The sequence below is a fragment of the Paraburkholderia sp. GAS333 genome (assembly GCF_050435665.1).
Classification (GTDB): domain Bacteria; phylum Pseudomonadota; class Gammaproteobacteria; order Burkholderiales; family Burkholderiaceae; genus Paraburkholderia; species Paraburkholderia fungorum_A.
In genome coordinates this window covers 370,798-392,101 of sequence record NZ_JBNDKS010000001.1, presented here as the reverse complement: position 1 = coordinate 392,101, position 21,304 = coordinate 370,798, and the positions used below count along the sequence as shown (strand labels likewise).

The following is a 21,304-nucleotide window of genomic DNA, read 5'->3' as shown; positions in this document are numbered from 1 at the left end:
TGCGAGTGATCGCGACTTCATGCCCGCGCAGGCGCGGGACGTACGGGAAACCGGATGACTGGCATTGGGAAGGCGGCGGCCCGAGCGGCAAGCCCGGCGTCGCATCGCCGGATAGCACGGCAATGCGAAGGGCTGTGCCGACACCCCCGCTTGAGCGTCTCACAACAGGTTTTAAGTATTTTTTGCCACGCCGCCGATGCTCAGGTCCCACGTTCGGACTGAGATTACCGGCTCCGCCAAATCAATCTGTGCGCTCGGGCACATCCACTTCGCCTATCGGGGAAATGCGGAGGGGTTTTCAGGCGCGTTTTCGCAGACTATTGCGCGCAGTCCTGGCCGCGCTTAAGGGGCCGTAAAGTGGCCGTAAACGGAAATCGGCGACATTGCGTCGCCGATAGTGTGATTGCCTGAATAAATGCGTCGGCCTGGGCAGGCCGAACGTAAAACTGCAGAAGCGGTGCATGTAGATGCCGCTTCGCTGCCGGGGGTGAGTGGTCCCGGCTGCCGAAGCCCGGAACCGCCCACACCAGCGCTATCACGCAGACATTTAATGCCCTGCCACGCCCGCGCCGCCGTGCGCGGCCGCGCGCCGGCGCTTGAACACATAGCCTGCCCACATCAGCAGCAGCCACACCGGCACGAGCCATACGGACACCGACAGACCCGGCGTCATCGCCAGAATCACGAGGATCAGCGCCATGAACGCGAGGCAGATCCAGTTGCTGACCGGGAACCAGAACGACTTGAACACGAGCTTCTCGCCCGCCGCGACCATCGCCCTGCGCGACTTCAGATGCGTCAGGCTGATCAGCGCCCAGTTCAACACCAGCGCGGCGACGACCAGCGCCATCAGCAGCCCGAGCGCTTCGGCCGGAATCAGATAGTTGATGATCACGCAGGTGAAGGTAGCCAGCGCCGACAAACCGATCGCCATATACGGTACGCCGCGCCGGTCGACCTTCATCAGCGCGCGCGGCGCATTGCCCTGCTCGGCGAGACCGTAGAGCATGCGGCTATTCGCGTAGACGCCGCTGTTGTAGACCGACAGCGCGGCCGTCAGCACGACCACGTTGAGCACGTTCGCGGTCAGCGTGGAGCCGATCTGCGAGAAGATCATCACGAACGGGCTGCCGCCCGCCGCCACCTGGTTCCACGGATACAACGACAGCAGCACCGCCAGCGAGCAGATGTAAAAAATCAGAATCCGGTAGATCACCTGATTCACGGCCTTCGGAATGCTCTTCTGCGGATCGGCGGCTTCAGCGGCGGTAATGCCGATCAGCTCCAGCCCGCCAAACGAGAACATGATCACCGCGAGCATCATGAACAGACCGTGGAAGCCGTGCGGGAAAAAGCCGCCGTGGCTCCAAAGGTTGGTGATCGACGCTTGCGGGCCGCCGTGTCCGCTAATCAGCAGAAAACCGCCGAACACGATCATGCCGATCACCGCCACGACCTTGATGATCGCGAACCAGAACTCGGTTTCGCCGTAAGCCTTGACGTTCGCGAGGTTGATCGCGTTGATCGCGGCAAAGCACACCAGCGCCGACACCCACGTGGGCACGCCCGGCCACCAGTAGTGAACATAGGTGCCGACTGCCGTCAGCTCGGCCATGCTCACGAGCACGTACAGCACCCAGTAATTCCAGCCCGACAGAAAGCCCGGGAAATCGCCCCAGTATTTGTACGCGAAATGGCTGAACGAACCGGCGACCGGCTCCTGCGCGACCATTTCGCCCAGCTGACGCATGATCATGAACGCGATGATGCCGCCGATCGCGTAGCCGAGAATCATCGACGGACCGGCTGCCTGCAACACGCTGGCCGAGCCGAGAAAGAGGCCCGTGCCGATCGCCCCGCCCAGCGCGATAAGCTGGATGTGGCGATTCTTGAGCCCGCGCTTCAGGCCCTCTTGCTGCTGTGCACTATTCAACTTGCGCCCCAGTGTTTGGATGTCAATCAGCCCGGCAGACTCGGAGGCCGTCCAGGCAAAACCGCAAATTTTACCTTGCCCGGTCATCACCTAAATACTGGGACCAACCCGCGTGAAATAGGGACCTGATTTGCGTTGCATTCCGTTGGTACTGCGCCGCACTTAACGGCGAGGATAGTGATTGTCACCCGGGCGGTGCTTCGGTATGTTGCCCTAGTCGAGAAGTCAGCCCCCGGAGATTCAACATGTCGCCCAAACGCCTGCTTTGCGCCGCTGTCTGGTCTCTGTGTTTCGCGGGGATGAATGCCTTCGCGCAAACCGCGGCTCCCGCAGCGGAACCGGCGGACCAGCCGGGCACCGAGGCCGTCACGCCTGCTGCGCCCGAACCCGTCACGCCGGCAGCGACGCCTGCCACACCCGCCCCCGCTGCCACCGCCGCCTCTCCCGCTAAGCCCGCCGCGACTTTGAGCGGCCCCGTGCGCAATATCGTGCTGGTTCACGGTGCTTTCGTCGACGGATCGAGTTGGAACGGCGTGGTAGCCCGCTTGCAGCAGAAGGGGTATCACGTGAGTTCGGTGCAGAACCCGCTCACCTCGCTCGCCGACGACGTCGCCGCCACGCGCCGCGTGCTCGCCCGTCAGGACGGCCCGACGATGCTGGTCGGTCATTCGTGGGGCGGCGTCGTGATTACCGAAGCGGGCGCCAGCGCGCCGAACGTCGCGGGCCTCGTCTACATTGCGGCGATTGCGCCGGACCTGCACGAATCGACGGTCGATCTGATGAAACGCGGCGCGCAGATGCCTGCGGGCCAGGCGATCAACGCGGACGCAAGCGGCTTCTTATGGCTGGACCGCACCCGCTATCACGCGGATTTCGCGGCGGACGTGCCCGAGAATCTGACGCGCGTGCTGTCGGTTGCACAGGTGCCGATCAGCGGGAAAGCGTTCAGCGAAACGGTGAGCCAGGTCGGCTGGAAGGAAAAGCCGTCGTGGTATGTGCTGACCACAAAAGACCGCGCGGTGTCGCCCGATGTGCAGCGATTCATGGCCGACCGGATGGGCGCGAAAATCGTGCCGATGGCGTCGAGCCACCTCGCGCCGGTATCGCATGCGGGAGCGATTGCCGATGTGATCGACCGTGCCGCGCGTGAATTGAGCCGGCAGCAGTGATCGCGCGCTGGATGATGCGTGAAGGTCGATCACGCATCTTCCAGCGTTGATTCAAAGCTCAGCGCAAATTGGTGGTCGCCAGTTCGACCACCTCGTCACCGCGACCATTCAGCACCGCCTTCAACATATACAGGCTGAAGCCCTTCGCCTGCGCCCACTGGATTTTCGGCGGCATCGCCAGTTCGTGCTTCGCCGTCACCACGTCGATCACCGCCGGGCCCGGATGCGCGAACGCTTCACGCAGCGCCGTTTCGATATTTTCCGAATGCTCGATCCGCACGCCGTAGATCCCCGCGCCGCGCGCGATCGCCGCGAAGTCGGTGGCGGCGAGATCGGTGCCGCTCTCGAGATAACCGCCCGCCTTCATCTCCATCGCGACGAAACCGAGCGTGCCGTTGTTGAACACGACGACCTTGATCGGCAGATCGAGCTGGCGCGCGGTGAGCAGGTCGCCGAGCAGCATCGACAGGCCGCCGTCGCCCGACATCGATATCACCTGACGCCCCGGGTCGGCCGCCTGTGCGCCGAGCGCCTGCGGCATCGCGTTCGCCATCGAGCCGTGATTGAACGAGCCGTGCAGACTGCGCTTGCCGTTCATCGTCAGATAACGTGCGGCCCATAACGTGGGCGTGCCGACATCGGCGCACAGCACCGCGTCTTCATTCGCCACCTTGTCGATGATGCTGGTCAAATACTGCGGATGAATCGCGCGCCCCGGGTCCGACGGCCGCGCGAGATCGTCGAGGCCCTTGCGGGTGTCTGCGTAATGTTTGCGCGCGTTCTCGAGAAAGCGCCGGTCGGTCTTGCGCTTGAGCTTCGGCAGCAGCGCCTGCAAGGTCGCCTTCACATCGCCGACCAGCCCGAGCTTCAACGGCGCGCGCTTGCCGAGCGCGGAGCCGCGCCGGTCGATCTGCACGACGTTGCCGTGCGACGGATAGAAGTTGCGATACGGGAAATCGGTACCGAGCATCACGAGCGTGTCGCACGACATCATCGCGTGATAGCCGGAGCTGAAGCCGATCAGCCCGGTCATGCCGACATCGAACGGGTTGTCCCACTCCACGTACTGCTTGCCGCGCAACGCGTGCACGGTCGGCGCGCCGAGTTGATCGGCGAAGGCGACGACTTCGTCGTGCGCGTCGGCGCAACCGCTGCCGCATAGCAGCGTCACGCCGCCCGCCTGGTTCAGCAGATCGGCGAGACGCTCGAGATCGGCGTCGGACGGCACCACCGTCGAGCGCTCCAGCGTCCCGGCCCACGCGGGCGTTTCTTCGGGCGCTTCGGCGAGCGCGACATCGCCCGGCAAAACGATGACCGCGACGCCGCGTTCTTCGATGGCGGTGCGCATTGCACGGGCCAGCACGCGCGGAAACTGCGACGGGTTCGTCACCAGTTCCACGTAATGGCTGCACTCCTTGAACAATTCCTGCGGATGAGTTTCCTGGAAGTACCCCAGCCCGATTTCCGACGACGGAATATGCGCGGCAATCGCCAGCACCGGCTGATGGTTCCGGTGACAGTCATACAGCCCGTTGATCAGATGCAGATTGCCCGGCCCGCAACTGCCCGCGCACACCGCGAGCTTGCCGGTCGCGGCGGCATCGGCGCCCGCTGCGAAGGCGGCGACTTCTTCGTGACGTGTGTGCATCCAGCGAATCGAGCCGACCCGCTGCAAGCTGTCGGACAGGCCGTTCAGGCTGTCGCCCGTGACGCCCCAGATGCGCTCGACGTCGGCTGCCGCCAGTGTCTTCGCCAGATAATCCGCAATCGTCTGCTTACCCATGCTGTACTCCGCTCAGTGAGAACTCAGTGACAAGGACAGTCGCTCCAGAATGCCAGAGCGTAACGCGTCCTCACTAAACGTGCCGTCTGGGTGCGCGTTTGCGGAGCGAAACGTAAGCGGAGTGAAATGGCCGCGTAGGCTTGGGCCTGGACTTGCGCTAGCCCTAACGCAGCATGAACGACATCGCGGAAAGACAGTTCAGCATCCGCACAGCATGTTCTGCCGATGCCGCGCTAAAGCGCAACGTCACGGCGTCGATGCGTGTGAGCGTCGGCCACTGACAGAACAGATCGGCCAGCGCGCTGGTCTGCACACGCAGTTCACAATCGACGGGCTTCGTTTGCGACAGGCGGACCGCATGCGGCCCGTGACCGCCGGCGATGTGCTGCCGCACCACGTCGCAAGCAGCACTGCGGATCGCCTCGCGCGCATTCGCCGGCGATTGCGTCACGCCGCTCGCGTGCCCGGTCGCACTCTTCGTGACGACAAAGCGTGCATCAGGAAAACGCGGCGCGGTTTCTTCGGCGAAAACGTCGTCGCCGGATAAAAGCGCTACACGTGCGCCATATTCTTCAGCCAGCGCGCCGTACACACCGGCTTCGCCCAACTCGACGCCGTCGAACGCGATCCGTGCGAACGCAAAACTGTTGATCGTGTGCGAGAGGATGCCGCGCGTTTGCGCCATCGCGTGATAGCCGATCATGAAGACCAGCGCCGCGCCGTATTCGAGCCCGGCCATCATGCCGAGCGTACGGGGTTTGCCGAGCACGACCTGCGCGCGCGGATCGAGCAGATCGGGCAGCAGGTTGCGAAAGCCGCCGTGCGAATCGTTGACCCACACTTGCGACGCGCCGCCCGCGAATGCGCCTTCGATTGCCGCGTTGGCTTCGAGCGTCATCCAGCGGCGCGCGGCTTCGTATTCGCCGTTGCCCGCGCGGGTTTGCTCAGGGTGGAATACGCCGGCCACGCCTTCGATATCGGCGGAAATGAGGACTTTCATGATTCGCTAGTCGGTGAGCTTCAGTAGTTGAGCGAGGTCGGGCACGCTGTCGTGCAACGACACACGTCGATGTCCGTCGCGACCCGTTACGGATGTCGCGCTCCACAACGCATCGATAATCGCCTGCTCGACGCTGTCGGCGCACGCGCGGAACAGCGGATCGAGACGCGCATCGGCGACGAGCGGCGGCAGCGTGATCGAATCGGCGTCGTGCGGCACCGTGTAGGCGGTTGAAAACGCCAGCGCGATATCGCCGCTGCCGTGACCGTACACGGAGCCGGTGCGTGCAAGACCGGCTGCCACGCGCAAAGAAAGGCGCTTCAGTTGACGCGCGTCGAGCGGCGCATCGGTGGCGACGATCATGATGATCGAGCCTTGCTCGGGTTTGGCGCTGAGCGCCGCTGCTTCAGACGTTGCTGCTTCAGCCGCGCGTTCGGTCAGCATGCGCCCGAGCGGCGTACCGTCGATCGTCAGCATCGGCAGACGCCCGAAGTTCGCGAGCACGAGCGCGCCGACCGTGTACCGCCGCCCCGCCACCTCGACCACGCGCGACGCGTTGCCGATCCCGCCCTTCAGATCGAAGCACGACATGCCCCGCCCGGCCCCGACCGAGCCACTCGCGACGTTGGTATCGGCGGAATCGAATGCGTCGTTGAAATGCTGTTCGGTGACGGCGAGCGCCTGGATATCGTTCAGGTAGCCGTCATTGCATTCGAACACCAGCGGATTCACCGTCGACCACTCGCGCCCGATCTGCGGATTCGCGCGGATCGCCGCGCGAATCTGCGCCTGCGCCACCGCGCCCACGCCGAACGTATTGGTCAACGCGATCGGTGTTTCCAGCGTGCCGAGTTCTTCAACCTGCACCAGCCCGATGCTCTTGCCGAAGCCGTTGATCACCGACACCGCAGCGGGCACCTTATGAACAAACGGATCGTCGCGATGCGGACGAATGACCGTGACGCCGGTTTGCAACGCATGCTGGTCGATCGTGCAATGACCGACCGTCACGCCGTCGACATCGGCGATCGTACCGAGCGGCCCGCTCGCCAGCGTGCCGATATGCGGTGCGGGGTTCATAGCCGGTCGAGCTTCGGATCGAGCGCGTCGCGCAGACCGTCGCCGAGCAGATTGAACGCCAGCACGGTCAGGAAAATCGCCAGGCTCGGAAACAGCGCGATATGCGGAGCGGTGACCATATCCGCGCGCGCTTCGTTGAGCATCGCGCCCCACTCGGGCGTCGGCGGCTGCGCACCGAGTCCGAGAAACGACAGGCTCGCCGCCGTGATGATCGACGTGCCGATACGCATCGTGAAGTACACCACCACCGACGAAATCGTCCCCGGCAGAATGTGCCGCACGATGATCGTCCAGTCCGACGCGCCGATGCTGCGCGCCGCCTCGATATACGTGAGCTGCTTGAGCATCAGCGTGTTGCCGCGCACCAGCCGCGCGAATGCGGGAATGCTGAAAATCGCCACCGCGCAGATCACGTTGATCATGCCGTTGCCGAGAATCGCCACCACGCCGATTGCCAGAAGAATGCCGGGAAACGCGAACAGCACGTCGGCCACGCGCATCGTGATGCGGTCCCACCAGCCTTCGTAGTAACCGGCGAGCAGGCCGAAGAACGTGCCGATCACCGCGCCGATCGCGACGGACAAAAAGCCCGCCTCAAGCGAGATGCGCGAACCCGCGAGAATGCGGCTGAAAATATCGCGGCCCAGCGAATCGACGCCGAACCAGTGCGCCGCGGACGGCCCCGCATTCAGCGCGTCGTAGTCGAAGAAATTCTCCGGGTCGTACGGCACGATATGCGGCGCGGCAATCGCGACCACGATCAGCAGCAGCACGAAAATGCCGGCGCCGAGCGCCACGTGCTGCTTGCGGAATTTGCGCCAGAACTCGCTCCACGGTGTACGGATCGCGCTTTCCACGATAGCGGCGCGCGCCGCATTCGCCTCGGTTGCAGAGATGCTCATGCGGGCCTCACTTGAAACGGATAGTCGGATTGATCACCGCGTACATCACGTCGACGATCAGATTGATGATGATGAATTCCAGCGAGAACAACAGCACTTCGGCCTGAATCACCGGATAGTCGCGCATCGACACGGCATCCACCAGCAGACGCCCGAGGCCCGGCCAGTTGAACACCACTTCGACCACGATCGAGCCGCCGAGCAGAAAGCCGAACTGCAAACCCATCATCGTGATCACGGGAATCATCGCATTGCGCAGGCAGTGCTTGACGATCACGAGCCGCTCGGGCACGCCCTTGGCGCGCGCCGTGCGTACGAAATCTTCGTGCATCACTTCGACGAACGACGCCCGCGTGAAGCGCGCCATCACCGCCGCGACCGCCGCGCCGAGCGTCAGCGACGGCAGCACGTAACTGCGCCACGAACCGTCGCCGACAATCGGCAGCCAGCCGAGCTTCACCGAGAAAATCTCCATCAGCAGCATGCCGAGCGCGAACGCGGGAAACGAAATGCCCGACACCGCGAGCGTCATGCCGAGCCGGTCGGGCCACCGGTTACGCCAGACCGCCGAGACGATCCCGAGCGCCATCCCGATCACGACCGCCCACACCATGCTGGCGAGCGTGAGCAGCAGCGTCGGCATGAAGCGTTCGGCGATCTCCTGACTCACGGGCCGCTTGCTGCGCGTGGAGATGCCGAAATCGCCGTGCGCGATACGCACGAAGAAATTGACGAACTGCTGCGGCATCGGCTTGTCGAGACCGAGATCCGAGCGCACCAGCGCGACGGTGGCTTCGTCCGCTTCGGGACCGGCGGCGAGACGCGCCGGATCGCCCGGCAGCAGATGCACGAACAGAAACACCAGCACGGCGACGATGAAGAGCGTCGGCAGCAGGCCAAAGAGACGTTTGACGAGGAAGTTCAGCATGAAACCCTATCCTGCAGTGATGCGGATTGCGAAGAATCGCGTGTGACGCCAATGCGGTGACGCGGTCCGCCGCGTTGAATCGTCAACGCAACGGACGCGGCACTCATCGGATTACTTGATCGCGATTTCGTCGAAATTGAACGAGCCGTCCGGCGCGACGTACGCACCCGACAGACGCTTGCTGCGCGCGTACACGACCTTCTCCTTCACGAGGAAGATCCACGGCGCGTCGGTCCAGATGCGCTTTTGCGCGTCGGTGTAGAGCGCGGTCTTCTGCGTGCGGTCGGTGGTTTCGAGCGCCTGCTTCAGATCGCTGTCGACCGTATCGTTTTTGTAGTACGCGGTGTTCATCATCTTCGGCGGGAACGACGCGGACGCGAGCAGCGGCGAAATCGCCCAGTCAGCCTCACCCGTCGACGACGACCAGCCGATGTAGTACATCCGCACCGGCGCCTTCGCCGGGTCCTGCGCGCTTTCCACCTTGGCGACGCGCTGCCCCGCCTCGAGCGCTTCGACCTGCGCCTTCACGCCGACCTGCGCGAGTTGCTGCTGCACGAACTGGATCACCTTCTGCGCGGTCGAGTAGTTATATGCGGACCACAACGTCGTTTCAAAACCGTTCGGATAACCCGCTTCCTTCAGCAGCGCGCGCGCCTTCGCCGGATCGTACGGCCATGGGCCGAGCTTCGTCGCGTAGTCGACGCCTTGCGGCACGACGCCTTCAGCCGGCGTCGCATAACCGGAGAACGCCACCTTGACCAGCGCGTCCTTGTTGATCGCGTAGTTCAGCGCTTCGCGCACCTTCGGGTTGTCGAACGGCTTCTGGTTCACGTTCAGGCTGATATAGCGCTCGATGATCGACGGCGCGGCGACCAGATCGACCTTCGGGTTCGACTGCAATTGCGCGGCCTGTTCGTACGGCACCTGGAACGCGAAGTCCGCTTCGCCGGTGCTCATCAGCGCGGCGCGCGTGTTGTTGTCGACCACCGGCTTCCAGTCGATCGCGTCGATCTTCGGGTAACCCTTCTTCCAGTAACCGGTGAACTTCTTCACTGTCAGATCGCCTGCCGGGTCCCACTTCACGAGTTCGAACGGACCCGTGCCGACCGGATGGAACGCGATGTCCTTGCCGTATTTCTTCATCGCGGCCGGCGAAATCATCACCGCCGACGGATGCGCAAGCACGTTGACGAACGCCGAGAACGGCGTCTTCAGCGTGACCTTTACCGTGTACGGATCGACCACTTCGGTTTTGTCGATACGGCTGAACATGTTGTAGCGCTTGAGCTTGTTCGCCGGATCGGTCACGCGGTCGAAGTTCGCTTTCACGGCCGCCGCGTTGAAGTCGGTGCCGTCCTGGAACTTCACGCCGTGGCGCAGCTTGAACGTAAAGACGCGCGCGTCGGGGCTCGCTTCATAGCTGTCGGCCAGCACGTTGATCAGCTTCATGTCCTTGTCGAAGCCGAACAGCCCTTGATAGAACGATTTGGAAACGGCTTGCGACAGCGTGTCGTTCGCATCGTACGGATCGAGCGTCGTGAAGGTCGACGCGACGGCCATCACGGCCTGGGTGTCGGCGTGCGCCGCATTGCCCGCGAGCATCGCGAACACCACCGCGCCGCCGCTAATCAGCGCGCGCAAACGAAACGGAGAAGACGGGACCAGCAGGTTCATGAGATTGGCTCCAGGCCGCTAGATAAATCAGGTTGAGAGGCTGCGAAAAAATCGTTTTGCTTTGGTTTTTTGCTTCAAGGTGCTTCGGATTGCTTCAGACTGCGTGGCTCGATCCACTTCAGTAAGCGCCGCCAATGCGATGCTGTGCGACGTAGTGATCCGATCCCACCGCGACGAGCGGCGCGACGACCGGCTCGTCGTCCAGTGCGCGAATCGGGCTGGGAATTTCATCCACGGCGAGTTGGCGTTTTGCGTGACGGCGCGCCGGGTCGGCCACCGGCACCGCGCCCATCAGCTTCTTCGTGTACGGATGCTGCGGCGCTTCGAACACCGCGCGACGCGGCCCGATCTCGACGATCTGGCCGAGATACATCACCGCCACGCGATGACTGACGCGCTCGACCACCGCCATATCGTGCGAAATGAACAGGTACGCGACACCGAGCTCGCGCTGCAGATCCAGCATCAGATTGACGATCTGCGCCTGCACGGACACGTCGAGCGCGGACACGGATTCATCGGCGATCACGACTTTCGGATTCAATGCGAGCGCGCGTGCAATCGCGATCCGCTGCCGCTGACCGCCTGAAAATTCATGCGGATAACGACGCGCCGCCTCGCGCGGCAAGCCGACCTTTTCGAGCAGCCATTCGACGCGCGCCTGCGCTTCTTCACCTTGCGCGACGCCGTGCACGAGCAGCGGCTCCATGATCGAGAAGCCGACCGTCAAACGCGGATTCAGCGACGCGAACGGGTCCTGAAAAATAAACTGGATATCGCGACGCAGCGCCTGCAACGCGGGGCCGGTCAGCGAACTGATTTCGCGGCCGTTGAATTCAATCGACCCGCTCTGACTTTCGACCAGCCGCAACAGCGAGCGGCCCGTCGTCGATTTGCCGCAACCCGATTCGCCGACTAGCGCAAGCGTTTCGCCAGGCCGCAAATCGAAGCTGACTTTTTCGACTGCATGCACACGTCCCGTCACGCGGCCGAGCATGCCGCTTCTGACCGGGAAGCGCGTCACGAGATCACGCACGCGCAGAATCGGCGGCGTGGTGTGCAGCACCAGCGGCTGTGCTTCTTTCGCCACCGCGGCGGCGGGGCGCACCGCCTGATCGGTCGTGCCGAGGCTCGCCTGTTCGACGGTGAGAATCGGAAAACGCGCCGGCTGATCGGTGCCCTGCATTGCGCCGAGGCGCGGCACCGCCGCCAGCAAAGCCTTCGTGTACGGATGCGACGGCGCGGCGAATAGCGCGTCCGACGCGCCCTCTTCCACCTTCTCGCCGCGATACATCACGAGCACGCGATCCGCCACTTCGGCGACCACGCCCATGTCGTGCGTGATGAAGATCACGCCCATGTTCATCTCGTCCTGCAAGCCGCGAATCAGTTGCAGGATCTGCGCCTGAATCGTCACGTCGAGCGCGGTGGTCGGTTCATCGGCGATCAGCAACGCGGGTTTGCACGACAGCGCCATCGCGATCATCACGCGCTGCCGCATGCCGCCCGACAGTTGATGCGGAAAGCGCGCCGCCACTCGCCGCGCTTCGGGAATCCGCACGAGTTCCAGCAGACGCAGCGTTTCTGCGTGCGCGGCGCTGCGGCTCTTGCCCTGATGCAGCGCAATCGCCTCGCTGATCTGATCGCCGACAGTGAACACCGGATTGAGCGACGTCATCGGCTCCTGGAAGATCATCGCGATGTCGGCGCCGCGAATCGAACGCATCGTACCGTTCGACGCTTTCGCGAGATCGAGCACGCTGCCGTCGCGGCGCCGGAACATGACGCTGCCGCCGGCAAGGCGCCCACCGCCCTGCTCGATCAGCCGCATCAACGCGAGCGAAGTCACCGATTTACCCGAACCCGATTCACCGACGATCGCCAGCGTCTCGCCGCGCTCGACCGTCAGCGACAGATTGCGCACCGCATTGAAGGTCGCGTCGCCGCGGCGAAACGCGACCGACAGATCGTCGACCGCAAGCACGCGCTGCGGCGGCATGGTGTCGATAGGCGAATGGCTGGTGGGCAATGCTGTAGGCACGGTGGTTCCTTGAATACGGACGCGACTGGCGTGAGCTAACGCGCACTCACGCGATGATTCGTTCGGGCGAGGTTCGATGGAAATGCAGGCAAGGACGCAGGCACGCGCCTCAGCGGTAAATCGCCGTCTCAGGTGTTTCGCCGAGCCGCGCGAAGCCGCGATACATGCCTTCGGTGTTGAACGGCAACGTGACGTTGCCCTGCGCGTCGACGGCGATCAGACCGCCGCGTCCGTCGATTTTCGGCAGCCGGTTCATCACCACGTCGTGCGCGGCGTCCTGCAACGACACCTGGCGATACGCCATCTGCGCGGCGACGTCGTACGCAGCGACCATGCGCATGAACATCTCGCCGGAGCCGGTCGTCGATACCGCGCAGGTGGCGTCGTCCGCGTAGCAGCCTGCGCCGATCAGCGGTGTATCGCCGACCCGGCCGACCTGCTTGTTGGTCACGCCGCCCGTCGACGTCGCAGCCGCGAGGTGTCCGTGAATGTCGAGCGCCACTGCACCCACCGTGCCGAACTTGCGGTTCGGATCGATCGGCTCGTGCGGCGTCGGTTCGTCGTTCGCTGCCGATGACGATGCGCCGGCAGCGAGCGTCGCGCCGTCGTGATCGAGCATTGCGCGTTGCTGACCGCGCGCCAGCATCCACTGACGATGCCGCGCTTCGGTATCGAAATAGGCGGGATCGACGAATTCGAGCCCTTGCGCGGCGGCGAATGCTTCCGCGCCTTCGCCGGTGAACATCACGTGCTCGCTGTGTTCGAGCACGCTGCGCGCCGCCAGAATTGGGTTGCGCACGCGCTTCACACAGCAGACCGCGCCGGCTTCCAGCGTGCTGCCGTCCATGATCGCGGCGTCGAGTTCGTGCGTGCCCGCTGCGGTGTACACCGCGCCGTGTCCCGCGTTGAACAGCGGACAGTCTTCGAGCAGACGCACGGCGACGCTGACGGCGTCGAGTGCGCTGCCGCCGTCGGCGAGCACGCGTTGCCCGGCGCTCAGCACCGCATGCAGCGCGGCGTGGTAGTCAGCTTCGGCGCTGGCCGACATCGACGCGCGCAGGATCGTGCCTGCCCCGCCATGAATGGCAATGACTGCGTTGGAATTCATTATTTCTTGTGGGGAGTGCGAGTTTTACGGGGAGTGGCTTGAGGTGCTGCGATCACCGGTTTATTGGCCGGGGCAGCCGAACCGGCTTGTGAACCGGCTTGTGAATCGACCAGCCACGGCAGCACGAATTCGCTGACTTCGGCAGCCGCCTGGACCGAACGCGTCGCGCGATACGCCACCGCGTCGCACAGCGCTTCGATCACGGCCAACACCGCGGAATCTGCATTCGACGCAAGCCGCCGGTCCGCGCGGATGTATAGCGAAAGGCTCGCGAATTGCGCGAGCGGAGAATGCGGGCCGTCGGTGAGCGCCAGCACGCGCGCACCCCGGCTGGCTGCGCGGCGCGCGAGTTCGATGGTGTCTTCGACATAACGGGGAAACGCAATGCCGATCACGAGATCGTCTTCGTTCGATGCAAACAGACGGCGCGCCGCATGCGTCGGACCGCCCATCAGCGCGAGCGACTGCACGTTGTCGTGATATGGCGTCAGCCCGTGCTCCATCAGCCCGGCGAGAAACGCGCTCGCGCCGTAACCGAGCACGAACACGCGACGAGCCGCGATGATCGCTTCGACGGCGGCATCGGCAGCGGCACGGTCGATCGCTGTGCGCGTCGCGTTCAGATTGCTGGCGGCCTGTTCGAGCGACGCGTCGACCAGATCGTCGCCGGGCGCCAGCGATTCCTGCGCGCTGCGCAAGCGCTCGACCGGTGCGAGCGTCGCTTCGAAACCGCGCACCAGCGCCTCGCGAAACTGCGGATAGCCGTCGAAGCCGAGCGCGCGGGCAAAGCGGTTGGCCGTCGCCACCGACGCGCCGACCACGCTCGCCAGTTCGTCGATCCGCATGGTGGCCGCGCGGAACAGATTGGCCAGCACGTATTCGCCCATGCGCCGGTGAATCGGCGTCAGCGTCGGCATCGCCTTCGCGATGTGCGCGGCGATGGCCTGTTCGGCGGGACTGGAAGCAGCAGACGGGCGATGGTTCATACGAGCGTGGCAGAGCCGTGGCTTGATCTGAATTGGATGAAATTATATTTACATAAAAACTCGTCGGACAAAAATACATTTTCATTTTTGAGGGTTTTCACCTAGCGGTACGAGTCTGGCGAAGCGTTGTCGAAACGCTGCGGGGCGGCGCCTGGCGGTGCCTTAAGCTGCGATCGGCAACACACGCGCCGCATGAAAATCCATTTTCAGCAGACTGCCGCGCCCTCCTCCGGGATGCTGGCAAGCCGCGCCGCCGGTGACGTGAAGATGATCAGCGCCTGCACCAGAAATGCCGCTGCCGCCGCGACCAGACACGCATCGACACTCCAGCGCGCGCTGATGACCGCGCCGAGCAGCGCACCCACCGGCCGCGCGCCGTAGGTGGCGGTGCTGATCAACGCCGACATGCGTCCCATCATCCGTTCGGGGGTGATCGCCTGGCGCAGCGTGGTGCTGCCGACCACCCACAGAATCGGGCCCGCGCCGAGCAGGAAGAAACTCGCCGCCGCTAGCCAGAACGACGGTGCGACGAGCGTCGCCACCATCACGAGCGATGCCAGCAATCCGCACGACGGCCCGATGATCAGCACACGCCCGAACGCCAGCCGTCGCGCGATGGCGGGCGCAGCCAGCGCACCGCACACCATGCCGACACCGTAAGCGCCGAGCGTCACGCCCACCGCCGACGCCGACAGCCCCAGCCGATGCACCGCATACGGCACATACACCGCCTGCAGGATGAAGAAGCCGAGGTTGAAAAACACCGCCGTTGCGAGCATCGGACGCAGTAGTGCGTCGCGCAGCACGAAGCGCGTACCGTCACGCAGTTCGAGCATGAAATGACGACGCGGCGCGACTGCGCGCTGCGGTTCGTGCAGCCCCGCCAGCAGCGCGACGGCCGTCGCCGACATCGCCGCAGCGCAGCCGTACGCCCAACCCGCGCCGATCCAGCCGACCAGTAGTCCGCCGAGCGCCGGTCCCGCCGAATACGCAACACTGCGCGCGAGTTCAAGCCGGCCGTTCGCGCTCGCGAAGGCTTCGCGCGGCACGATCGACGGCACCAGCGAAGGCGCCGCGACGTTGTACGCCACCGTGCCGGTCGCGGCGACAAAGCCGAGCGCGGCGAGCATCGGCAGAGACAGGGCATGGGTGAGCACGAGCAACAGCACGCAGAGCATCGCGACTACGCGCACGCTTTCGGCGAGCGTCATCAGCGTGCGGCGCGAGCGGCGGTCGGCCCATACGCCTAGCGGCAACGAGAGCAACAGGAACGGCAGCGTCTGCGCGGTTTGCAGAAGACCGGTATCGCGCGCATCGGCGCCGAGCGCGAACACGGCGACGAGCGGCGCAGCGGCGAGACTGATCTGCTCGGCGGATTGCGCGGCCAGATTCGACCACGCGAGCCGCCGGAACGCGCGCGGTAAACGGATCCTGGGCGAAGTGGACGAAGACGGCGAAGTCACCTGCATGATGGAATTCCTACGACGGGATGGAGCGACCATCGTCGTCCGTCCTGCGTCGCGGGGCGCCCCGCTTCTTGCGGTGTTATTCTTCGCTCGCCATGAATCTCGAAAGTCTCCTCTTCACCCAAGGTTTCGGCTCGCGACGTCAATGCCGCGCGCTCGTCGCCGGCGCTCGCGTGAGCATCGGCGGCAGCGTCTGCACCGATGCCGACGCCGACCTCCCCACCCTCGACGACGCGTTCCGCTTCAGCGTGGACGGTGTCGAGTGGCCGTTTCGCGAGCATGCGTATCTGCTGCTGAACAAGCCCGCCGGCTACGAATGTTCGCGCGATCCACAGCATCATCTGAGCGTGTTCAGCTTGCTGCCGCCGCAATTCGCCGAGCGCGGCGTGCAATGCGTCGGCCGGCTCGATCAGGACACCACCGGCCTGCTGCTGCTCTCCGACGACGGCAAGTTCGTGCACCTGTTCACGTCGCCGAAACGCAAGGTGCCGAAGGTGTACGTCGCGACCACGCGACACCCGATCGACGACGCGCAATTGCAGGCGTTGCGCGCGGGCGTGATGCTGCACGGCGAGACCAAACCGGTCGCCGCCGTCGACGCCGAAGCACGCGACGATCACTCGCTGGCGCTCACCGTGATGGAGGGCAAATACCACCAGGTCAAGCGGATGATCGCGGCCTCGGGCAACCGCTGCGAAGCGTTGCATCGCGAGCGGGTCGGCGGACTGGCGTTGCCGTCCACATTGGCGCCCGGCGCATGGCAATGGCTCGACGAAAACGACCTCGGTTCTTTACGGAGCGGGTAAACCGGTAGGCCCGCGCCGCGACCTTCGCAACACGTTGATGTGACAGGAAAAGCTTGCTGGTGGCGGCTCTGCGGCTGTCCGCGCGATGCGTCGACTGCTGCTTTGCAACATGCTTCTCCTTACAGCGCGCCCTATACTCATTTCATAAATGACTACAAAGGGTTTCAAGGAGGGGCGCCATGCATATCGACAGCACTACCGCGATCTCGCAGGTGATGATTGCTTTTATTTGTCTTGGACTGCTGCTCGTCGGCGGACTGGCAGTCGTCATGCGGATGCGGCACAAATATCATCCGAACCTGATCGGCGCGCTCATTGGCGGGATGCTGTGTTTCCTGCTGCTGGAATTTTTGCCGACGCTGACCTGAGCTTGAACGGAAGTCTGAGCTTGAGTCAGAGTCGGTAGGCCGTGCGAGGCCAATGCGTTGAAGCAGTGCGACGGGGCCACCAGACTGGACCACCATTAACCGGGTATGGCTCGGGACGCCGGGTTTTGTCGTGCTGATTTTTGCTGTTTCGCGGCGCGCGGGTTCAGCGGCTTCTTTGAGGAAGCAACGCGCCGCCGACCGTCATGGCTAAGACCACGGATATATCGCTGCCGAGCATGTCAGTCCTTGCGCCGGCCCTCGAATCAGCCCTTCCCACACTCGCGCAAAAAATCCTCCACGCTCGGAAACTGCAATTGCACGCGCAATTCGTCTTTCAGACGCCGGTTCGCGAGCCGCCTCGATTCGCGCATGAAAGACAGCAGGTTCGGATCGATCTGCTCCTCGGCCTGCGCGCGCGTGATACGCGGCGGACGCGCGAGGCCGAATGCGTCGGCCACTTCATCGAAGTATTCGCCCATTTTTAGCGACGAATCGTCGGACGCGTGGATCACCCGCGACGGCCTGCCGTGCGTGACGAGGCGCACGAGGATCGCGGCCAGATCGTCGGCATGGATGTGATTGGTGTAGACGTCGTCGGTCTCGCTCAGCGCCGGCGTGCGCTTTTCGAGCCGTGCGAGCGGCAGACGGTTGCGCGCGTAAATGCCGGGAATGCGCGCGATGCTGGCAACGATGCTCCCGCGCGCGGCCGCCCGCCGCAATTGCCGTTCCGCCGACACCCGCCGTTTGGCGCGTCCGTTGGCCGGCTGCACCGTCCGCGTTTCGTCGATCCACGCACCGCCGCAGTCGCCATAGACGCCCGTCGTGCTCGCGTAGACCAGCCTGACCGGTGCTGGCAAAGAGGCGGTCGGATACCCCCTGTCGGGTACAATACCGGCTGTCTCAGATTCCGCCCACGAGGCGCGAAAGTGAGCACGAACATGGCGCAAACGCCCTACCGGCGTGCTCCCGGATGCCGACGAGGCCCGCAACACGCCAGCGCGACGCGCGCCGAGCGTAGCGAGCAACGCACGGGTCCGGTTGTCGTCGTCGCCGGTTTTTTGCGGTGGCGCGAGGTGCAGCACTGTCGGCGCGAGGCCCGCTAGCCGTTTGAGGCTGCGGCGCACGTCGAGATCGCCGACCAGCGGCGTCGCACCCGCCGCGCGTAATTCGGCGCAGCGTGCGGCGTGGCTGGTCAGCGCAAAAACATGCGCGTGTGGCTGGAACAGGGGCACGCAGCGCATGCCGACATCGCCGCAACCTACGATTAACACGCGCGGCCGGCGGAAGTTTCGTGTCGCTTTCATGGTGGACGCATTGTAGCCGTCAGGCTCGCCAGGTATCAGCGCCCCGGGTATCGCGCGATGGATACGACGGCTGCGATGCTCCAATAACGATTCCCGACTTTACGATTTCGAACACTCTATGGCATTTAACGTCACGCTCCGGCAAAGCGGCCGGCAGTTTCAGGTAGAACAGGACGAACCGCTGCTGAGCGCCGCGTTGCGCCAGGGCATCGGCCTGCCGTACGGTTGCAAGAATGGCGCTTGCGGTTCGTGCAAGGGCGCCGTGGTCAGCGGCGAAATCGAACAGGGCGCGCATTCGTCGTCGGCATTGTCGAACGACGAAAAGACGCGCGGCCTCGCGCTGCTGTGCTGCGCGACCGCCTGCTCCGACCTCGAAGTGGACATCCGCGAAGTGGCCGGTGTCGGCGACGTGCAGGTCAAGAAGCTGCCGTGCCGCGTGAACGCGATCGAGCGCAAAGCCGACGACGTTGTGGTCGTGAAGCTGCAACTGCCCGCCAACGAGCGTCTGCAGTATCTGGCCGGCCAGTACCTCGAATTCATCCTGAAAGACGGCAAGCGTCGCAGCTACTCGATGGCGAACGCGCCGCATACCGAAGGCCCGATCGAACTGCATATCCGCCATATGCCGGGTGGCGCATTCACCGACCACGTGTTCAACACGATGAAAGAGCGCGACATCCTGCGCTTCGAAGCACCGCTCGGCACGTTCTTCCTGCGCGAAGATTCGGACAAGCCGATCGTGCTGCTGGCATCGGGCACGGGCTTCGCGCCGCTGAAGGCGATCGTCGAGCACGCGGTGTTCAAGAACCTGAATCGCCCGATGACGTTGTACTGGGGCGCGCGTCGCAAGAAAGACCTGTATCTGCTCGAACTCGCCGAACAATGGGCGCGTGAGATTCCGAACTTCAAGTTCGTGCCGGTGCTGTCGGAACCGGACGCGGGCGACGCATGGACCGGCCGCGTCGGCTTCGTGCATCGCGCGGTGATCGAAGATCTGCCCGATCTGTCGGCGTTTCAGGTGTACGCGTGCGGCGCGCCGGTGATGGTCGAGTCGGCGCAACGCGATTTCACGCAGCACCACCAGCTGCCGGAAGACGAGTTCTACGCGGACTCGTTCACCAGCGCAGCCGATCTCGCGAACGCGGTTTAAGCGCACGGGTCGAGTAAAGATTGCTCGACGCATGATCTTGGCCAGAGCAAAAAACGGCCTGTTCGAAGCACCGGACAGGCCGTTCGCGCAAAACGTGTCAGCCTGACGACAGGCGCGCAAAAATCCGCCCTGTCGCGCTTTTGTGCAAATTCGTGGTTTACACCGGCGCTTTTCTTGTCGTATTCTTTCGCGCATGAACCGCATCCAGTCCGAACTCCGACGTCGCCGCTCGCCGCTCCCCTAGGGACGCCGCTGGCTTCGTCACGGATTCGCGCTACACAAGGCGCAAGCTGTTCGAATCATGAAAGCCACGGCATGCCGTGGCTTTTCTGTTTTTCCGGCCGTTGTTTTTGTTGCAAGGCCAACCCGTCATCTACCCTTCACCCCCGTTGTCTGGAGCTTGCCGTCATGAATTTCAATGAGTATCCGATCGAGTCGCTGATGTACATCACGAACCGGCCCGAAATCGTTTTCACGCACGGCAAGGGCTCGTGGCTTTACGACAATACCGGCAAGCGATATCTGGACTTCATTCAGGGTTGGGCGGTCAATAGCCTCGGCCATTGCAACGACGGCATGATCGAAGCACTGAACACGCAATCGAAGCTGTTGCTGAACCCGTCGCCCGCCTTCTACAACGAGCCGATGGCGAAGCTCGCCGGTCTGCTCACGCAACACAGCTGCTTCGACAAGGTGTTCTTCGCGAACAGCGGCGCCGAAGCCAACGAAGGCGCGATCAAGCTCGCGCGCAAGTGGGGCAAGAAGTTCAAGGACGGCGCGTTCGAAATCATCACGTTCGATCACAGCTTCCACGGCCGCACGATCGCGACGATGTCGGCGAGCGGCAAGCCGGGCTGGGACACGATCTACGCACCGCAAGTGCCGGGTTTCCCGAAGGCGGATCTGAACGACATCGCGTCGGTTGAAAAGCTGATCAACGCGAAGACCGTCGCGGTGATGCTCGAGCCGATCCAGGGCGAAGGCGGCGTGATTCCCGCGACGAAAGAATTCATGCAGCAACTGCGCGAACTGACGAAGAAGCACAACCTGCTGCTGATCGTCGACGAAGTGCAGAGCGGTTGCGGCCGTGCAGGCACCCTGTTCGCCTACGAACTGTCGGGCATCGAGCCGGACATCATGACGCTCGGCAAGGGCATCGGCGGCGGCGTGCCGCTGGCAGCGTTGTTGTCGAAGGCTGAAGTGGCGGTATTCGAAGCGGGCGATCAGGGCGGCACCTACAACGGCAATCCGCTGATGACCGCCGTCGGCTACTCGGTGATCTCGCAACTGACGGCGCCGGGCTTCCTCGAAAGCGTGCGCGCACGTGGCGAGTATCTGCGCTCGAAGCTGCTGGAGTTGTCGGCGGAACGCGGCTTCAAGGGCGAGCGCGGCGAGGGCCTGCTGCGCGCGCTGCTGCTCGACAACGACAACGGTCCGCTGATCGTCGAGAAAGCACGCGACATGCAGCCCGACGGCCTGCTGCTGAACGCGGCGCGTCCGAACCTGCTGCGTTTCATGCCGGCGCTGAACGTCACGAACGAAGAAATCGACCAGATGATGACGATGCTGCGGTCGATCCTCGACTCGCTGTAATCCAACAGGACCA

The 21,304-nt window shown here is 63.9% G+C and carries 17 protein-coding genes; 5 read left to right on the top strand and 12 right to left on the bottom strand.

The features are described 5' to 3' along the window. Positions 1 to 547 precede the first annotated feature (547 nt). On the bottom strand, positions 548 to 1,933 hold the full coding sequence (locus ABH945_RS01765) for an amino acid permease (protein WP_074766528.1): 1,386 nt from the start codon (positions 1,931 to 1,933) through the stop codon (positions 548 to 550). Positions 1,934 to 2,178: 245 nt separating this feature from the next. Here ABH945_RS01765 and ABH945_RS01760 point away from each other — a divergent pair, with 245 nt between their 5' ends. Then, on the top strand, positions 2,179 to 3,102 hold the full coding sequence (locus tag ABH945_RS01760) for an alpha/beta fold hydrolase (protein ID WP_429249534.1): 924 nt from the start codon (positions 2,179 to 2,181) through the stop codon (positions 3,100 to 3,102). Positions 3,103 to 3,160: 58 nt separating this feature from the next. On the opposite strand, the gene poxB is transcribed toward ABH945_RS01760, so the two are convergent. From poxB to ABH945_RS01710, 10 genes are all read right to left on the bottom strand, one after another. Continuing rightward, entirely contained in the window at positions 3,161 to 4,885 is a 1,725-nt protein-coding gene (poxB, locus tag ABH945_RS01755) for a ubiquinone-dependent pyruvate dehydrogenase (protein WP_429249533.1), read from the bottom strand. A 163-nt stretch (positions 4,886 to 5,048) separates the two neighbouring features. After that, positions 5,049 to 5,885 carry a M55 family metallopeptidase gene (locus ABH945_RS01750; protein ID WP_429249532.1) on the bottom strand — a complete coding sequence of 279 codons (837 nt, stop codon included), beginning with the start codon at positions 5,883 to 5,885 and terminating at the stop codon, positions 5,049 to 5,051. A gap of 6 nt (positions 5,886 to 5,891) precedes the next feature. Further along, complete coding sequence (locus tag ABH945_RS01745; RefSeq protein ID WP_429249531.1) at positions 5,892 to 6,965, bottom strand: P1 family peptidase; 1,074 nt, start codon at positions 6,963 to 6,965, stop codon at positions 5,892 to 5,894. Then, the gene (gene gsiD, locus ABH945_RS01740) at positions 6,962 to 7,867 is read right to left on the bottom strand and encodes a glutathione ABC transporter permease GsiD (RefSeq protein WP_074765305.1); all 906 of its coding nucleotides are present in this window, start codon (positions 7,865 to 7,867) and stop codon (positions 6,962 to 6,964) included. Before gsiD ends, ABH945_RS01745 begins: the two co-directional genes overlap by 4 nt. Before the next feature lie 7 nt (positions 7,868 to 7,874). Further along, positions 7,875 to 8,795: a glutathione ABC transporter permease GsiC gene (gsiC, locus tag ABH945_RS01735; RefSeq protein ID WP_074765307.1), complete on the bottom strand. Its 921-nt coding sequence runs from the start codon at positions 8,793 to 8,795 to the stop codon at positions 7,875 to 7,877. Positions 8,796 to 8,906: 111 nt separating this feature from the next. After that, positions 8,907 to 10,469 carry a glutathione ABC transporter substrate-binding protein GsiB gene (gene gsiB, locus ABH945_RS01730; RefSeq protein WP_429249530.1) on the bottom strand — a complete coding sequence of 521 codons (1,563 nt, stop codon included), beginning with the start codon at positions 10,467 to 10,469 and terminating at the stop codon, positions 8,907 to 8,909. 118 nt (positions 10,470 to 10,587) lie between these two features. Continuing rightward, positions 10,588 to 12,468, bottom strand: a complete 1,881-nt coding sequence (locus ABH945_RS01725; RefSeq protein WP_429250349.1) for a dipeptide ABC transporter ATP-binding protein — start codon at positions 12,466 to 12,468, stop codon at positions 10,588 to 10,590. 151 nt (positions 12,469 to 12,619) lie between these two features. Then, positions 12,620 to 13,618, bottom strand: coding sequence for an isoaspartyl peptidase/L-asparaginase family protein (locus ABH945_RS01720; protein WP_429249529.1), 999 nt, complete (start codon positions 13,616 to 13,618; stop codon positions 12,620 to 12,622). Next, the gene (locus ABH945_RS01715) at positions 13,618 to 14,604 is read right to left on the bottom strand and encodes a MurR/RpiR family transcriptional regulator (protein WP_429249528.1); all 987 of its coding nucleotides are present in this window, start codon (positions 14,602 to 14,604) and stop codon (positions 13,618 to 13,620) included. The genes ABH945_RS01720 and ABH945_RS01715 overlap by 1 nt, the downstream gene beginning before the upstream one ends. Positions 14,605 to 14,810: 206 nt before the next feature. Continuing rightward, the gene (locus ABH945_RS01710) at positions 14,811 to 16,073 is read right to left on the bottom strand and encodes an MFS transporter (RefSeq protein WP_429249527.1); all 1,263 of its coding nucleotides are present in this window, start codon (positions 16,071 to 16,073) and stop codon (positions 14,811 to 14,813) included. Between the two features lie 92 nt (positions 16,074 to 16,165). Between ABH945_RS01710 and ABH945_RS01705 the strand changes: the two genes are divergently transcribed. Both ABH945_RS01705 and ABH945_RS01700 read left to right on the top strand, forming a co-directional pair. Continuing rightward, on the top strand, positions 16,166 to 16,876 hold the full coding sequence (locus ABH945_RS01705) for a pseudouridine synthase (protein WP_429249526.1): 711 nt from the start codon (positions 16,166 to 16,168) through the stop codon (positions 16,874 to 16,876). 179 nt (positions 16,877 to 17,055) lie between these two features. Beyond that, positions 17,056 to 17,244 (top strand): hypothetical protein, encoded by a 189-nt coding sequence (locus ABH945_RS01700; protein WP_074765321.1) that lies wholly within the window; start codon positions 17,056 to 17,058, stop codon positions 17,242 to 17,244. A gap of 263 nt (positions 17,245 to 17,507) precedes the next feature. Here the strand turns inward: ABH945_RS01700 and ABH945_RS01695 are convergent, their stop codons facing one another. Further along, positions 17,508 to 18,548, bottom strand: coding sequence for an SDR family NAD(P)-dependent oxidoreductase (locus ABH945_RS01695; protein WP_429249525.1), 1,041 nt, complete (start codon positions 18,546 to 18,548; stop codon positions 17,508 to 17,510). A gap of 118 nt (positions 18,549 to 18,666) precedes the next feature. Between ABH945_RS01695 and ABH945_RS01690 the strand changes: the two genes are divergently transcribed. Together ABH945_RS01690 and ABH945_RS01685 are read left to right on the top strand one after the other, a co-directional pair. Next, on the top strand, positions 18,667 to 19,698 hold the full coding sequence (locus tag ABH945_RS01690) for a CDP-6-deoxy-delta-3,4-glucoseen reductase (protein WP_074765325.1): 1,032 nt from the start codon (positions 18,667 to 18,669) through the stop codon (positions 19,696 to 19,698). 408 nt (positions 19,699 to 20,106) lie between these two features. Then, a complete protein-coding gene (locus tag ABH945_RS01685) occupies positions 20,107 to 21,291 on the top strand; it encodes an acetylornithine transaminase (protein ID WP_429249524.1) in 1,185 nt (394 codons plus the stop codon). The last annotated feature ends 13 nt before the right edge of the window (positions 21,292 to 21,304 follow it).

Bases quoted from the DNA above. Each gene is read 5' to 3' on its own strand.
- ABH945_RS01760 (WP_429249534.1), top strand. From the start codon at position 2,179: ATGTCGCCCAAACGCCTGCTTTGCGCCGCTGTCTGGTCTCTGTGTTTC.
- poxB (WP_429249533.1), bottom strand. From the start codon at position 4,885: ATGGGTAAGCAGACGATTGCGGATTATCTGGCGAAGACACTGGCGGCA.
- ABH945_RS01750 (WP_429249532.1), bottom strand. From the start codon at position 5,885: ATGAAAGTCCTCATTTCCGCCGATATCGAAGGCGTGGCCGGCGTATTC.
- ABH945_RS01745 (WP_429249531.1), bottom strand. From the start codon at position 6,965: ATGAACCCCGCACCGCATATCGGCACGCTGGCGAGCGGGCCGCTCGGT.
- gsiD (WP_074765305.1), bottom strand. From the start codon at position 7,867: ATGAGCATCTCTGCAACCGAGGCGAATGCGGCGCGCGCCGCTATCGTG.
- gsiC (WP_074765307.1), bottom strand. From the start codon at position 8,795: ATGCTGAACTTCCTCGTCAAACGTCTCTTTGGCCTGCTGCCGACGCTC.
- gsiB (WP_429249530.1), bottom strand. From the start codon at position 10,469: ATGAACCTGCTGGTCCCGTCTTCTCCGTTTCGTTTGCGCGCGCTGATT.
- ABH945_RS01725 (WP_429250349.1), bottom strand. From the start codon at position 12,468: ATGCCGCCGCAGCGCGTGCTTGCGGTCGACGATCTGTCGGTCGCGTTT.
- ABH945_RS01720 (WP_429249529.1), bottom strand. From the start codon at position 13,618: ATGAATTCCAACGCAGTCATTGCCATTCATGGCGGGGCAGGCACGATC.
- ABH945_RS01715 (WP_429249528.1), bottom strand. From the start codon at position 14,604: ATGAACCATCGCCCGTCTGCTGCTTCCAGTCCCGCCGAACAGGCCATC.
- ABH945_RS01710 (WP_429249527.1), bottom strand. From the start codon at position 16,073: ATGCAGGTGACTTCGCCGTCTTCGTCCACTTCGCCCAGGATCCGTTTA.
- ABH945_RS01705 (WP_429249526.1), top strand. From the start codon at position 16,166: ATGAATCTCGAAAGTCTCCTCTTCACCCAAGGTTTCGGCTCGCGACGT.
- ABH945_RS01700 (WP_074765321.1), top strand. From the start codon at position 17,056: ATGCATATCGACAGCACTACCGCGATCTCGCAGGTGATGATTGCTTTT.
- ABH945_RS01695 (WP_429249525.1), bottom strand. From the start codon at position 18,548: ATGAAAGCGACACGAAACTTCCGCCGGCCGCGCGTGTTAATCGTAGGT.
- ABH945_RS01690 (WP_074765325.1), top strand. From the start codon at position 18,667: ATGGCATTTAACGTCACGCTCCGGCAAAGCGGCCGGCAGTTTCAGGTA.
- ABH945_RS01685 (WP_429249524.1), top strand. From the start codon at position 20,107: ATGAATTTCAATGAGTATCCGATCGAGTCGCTGATGTACATCACGAAC.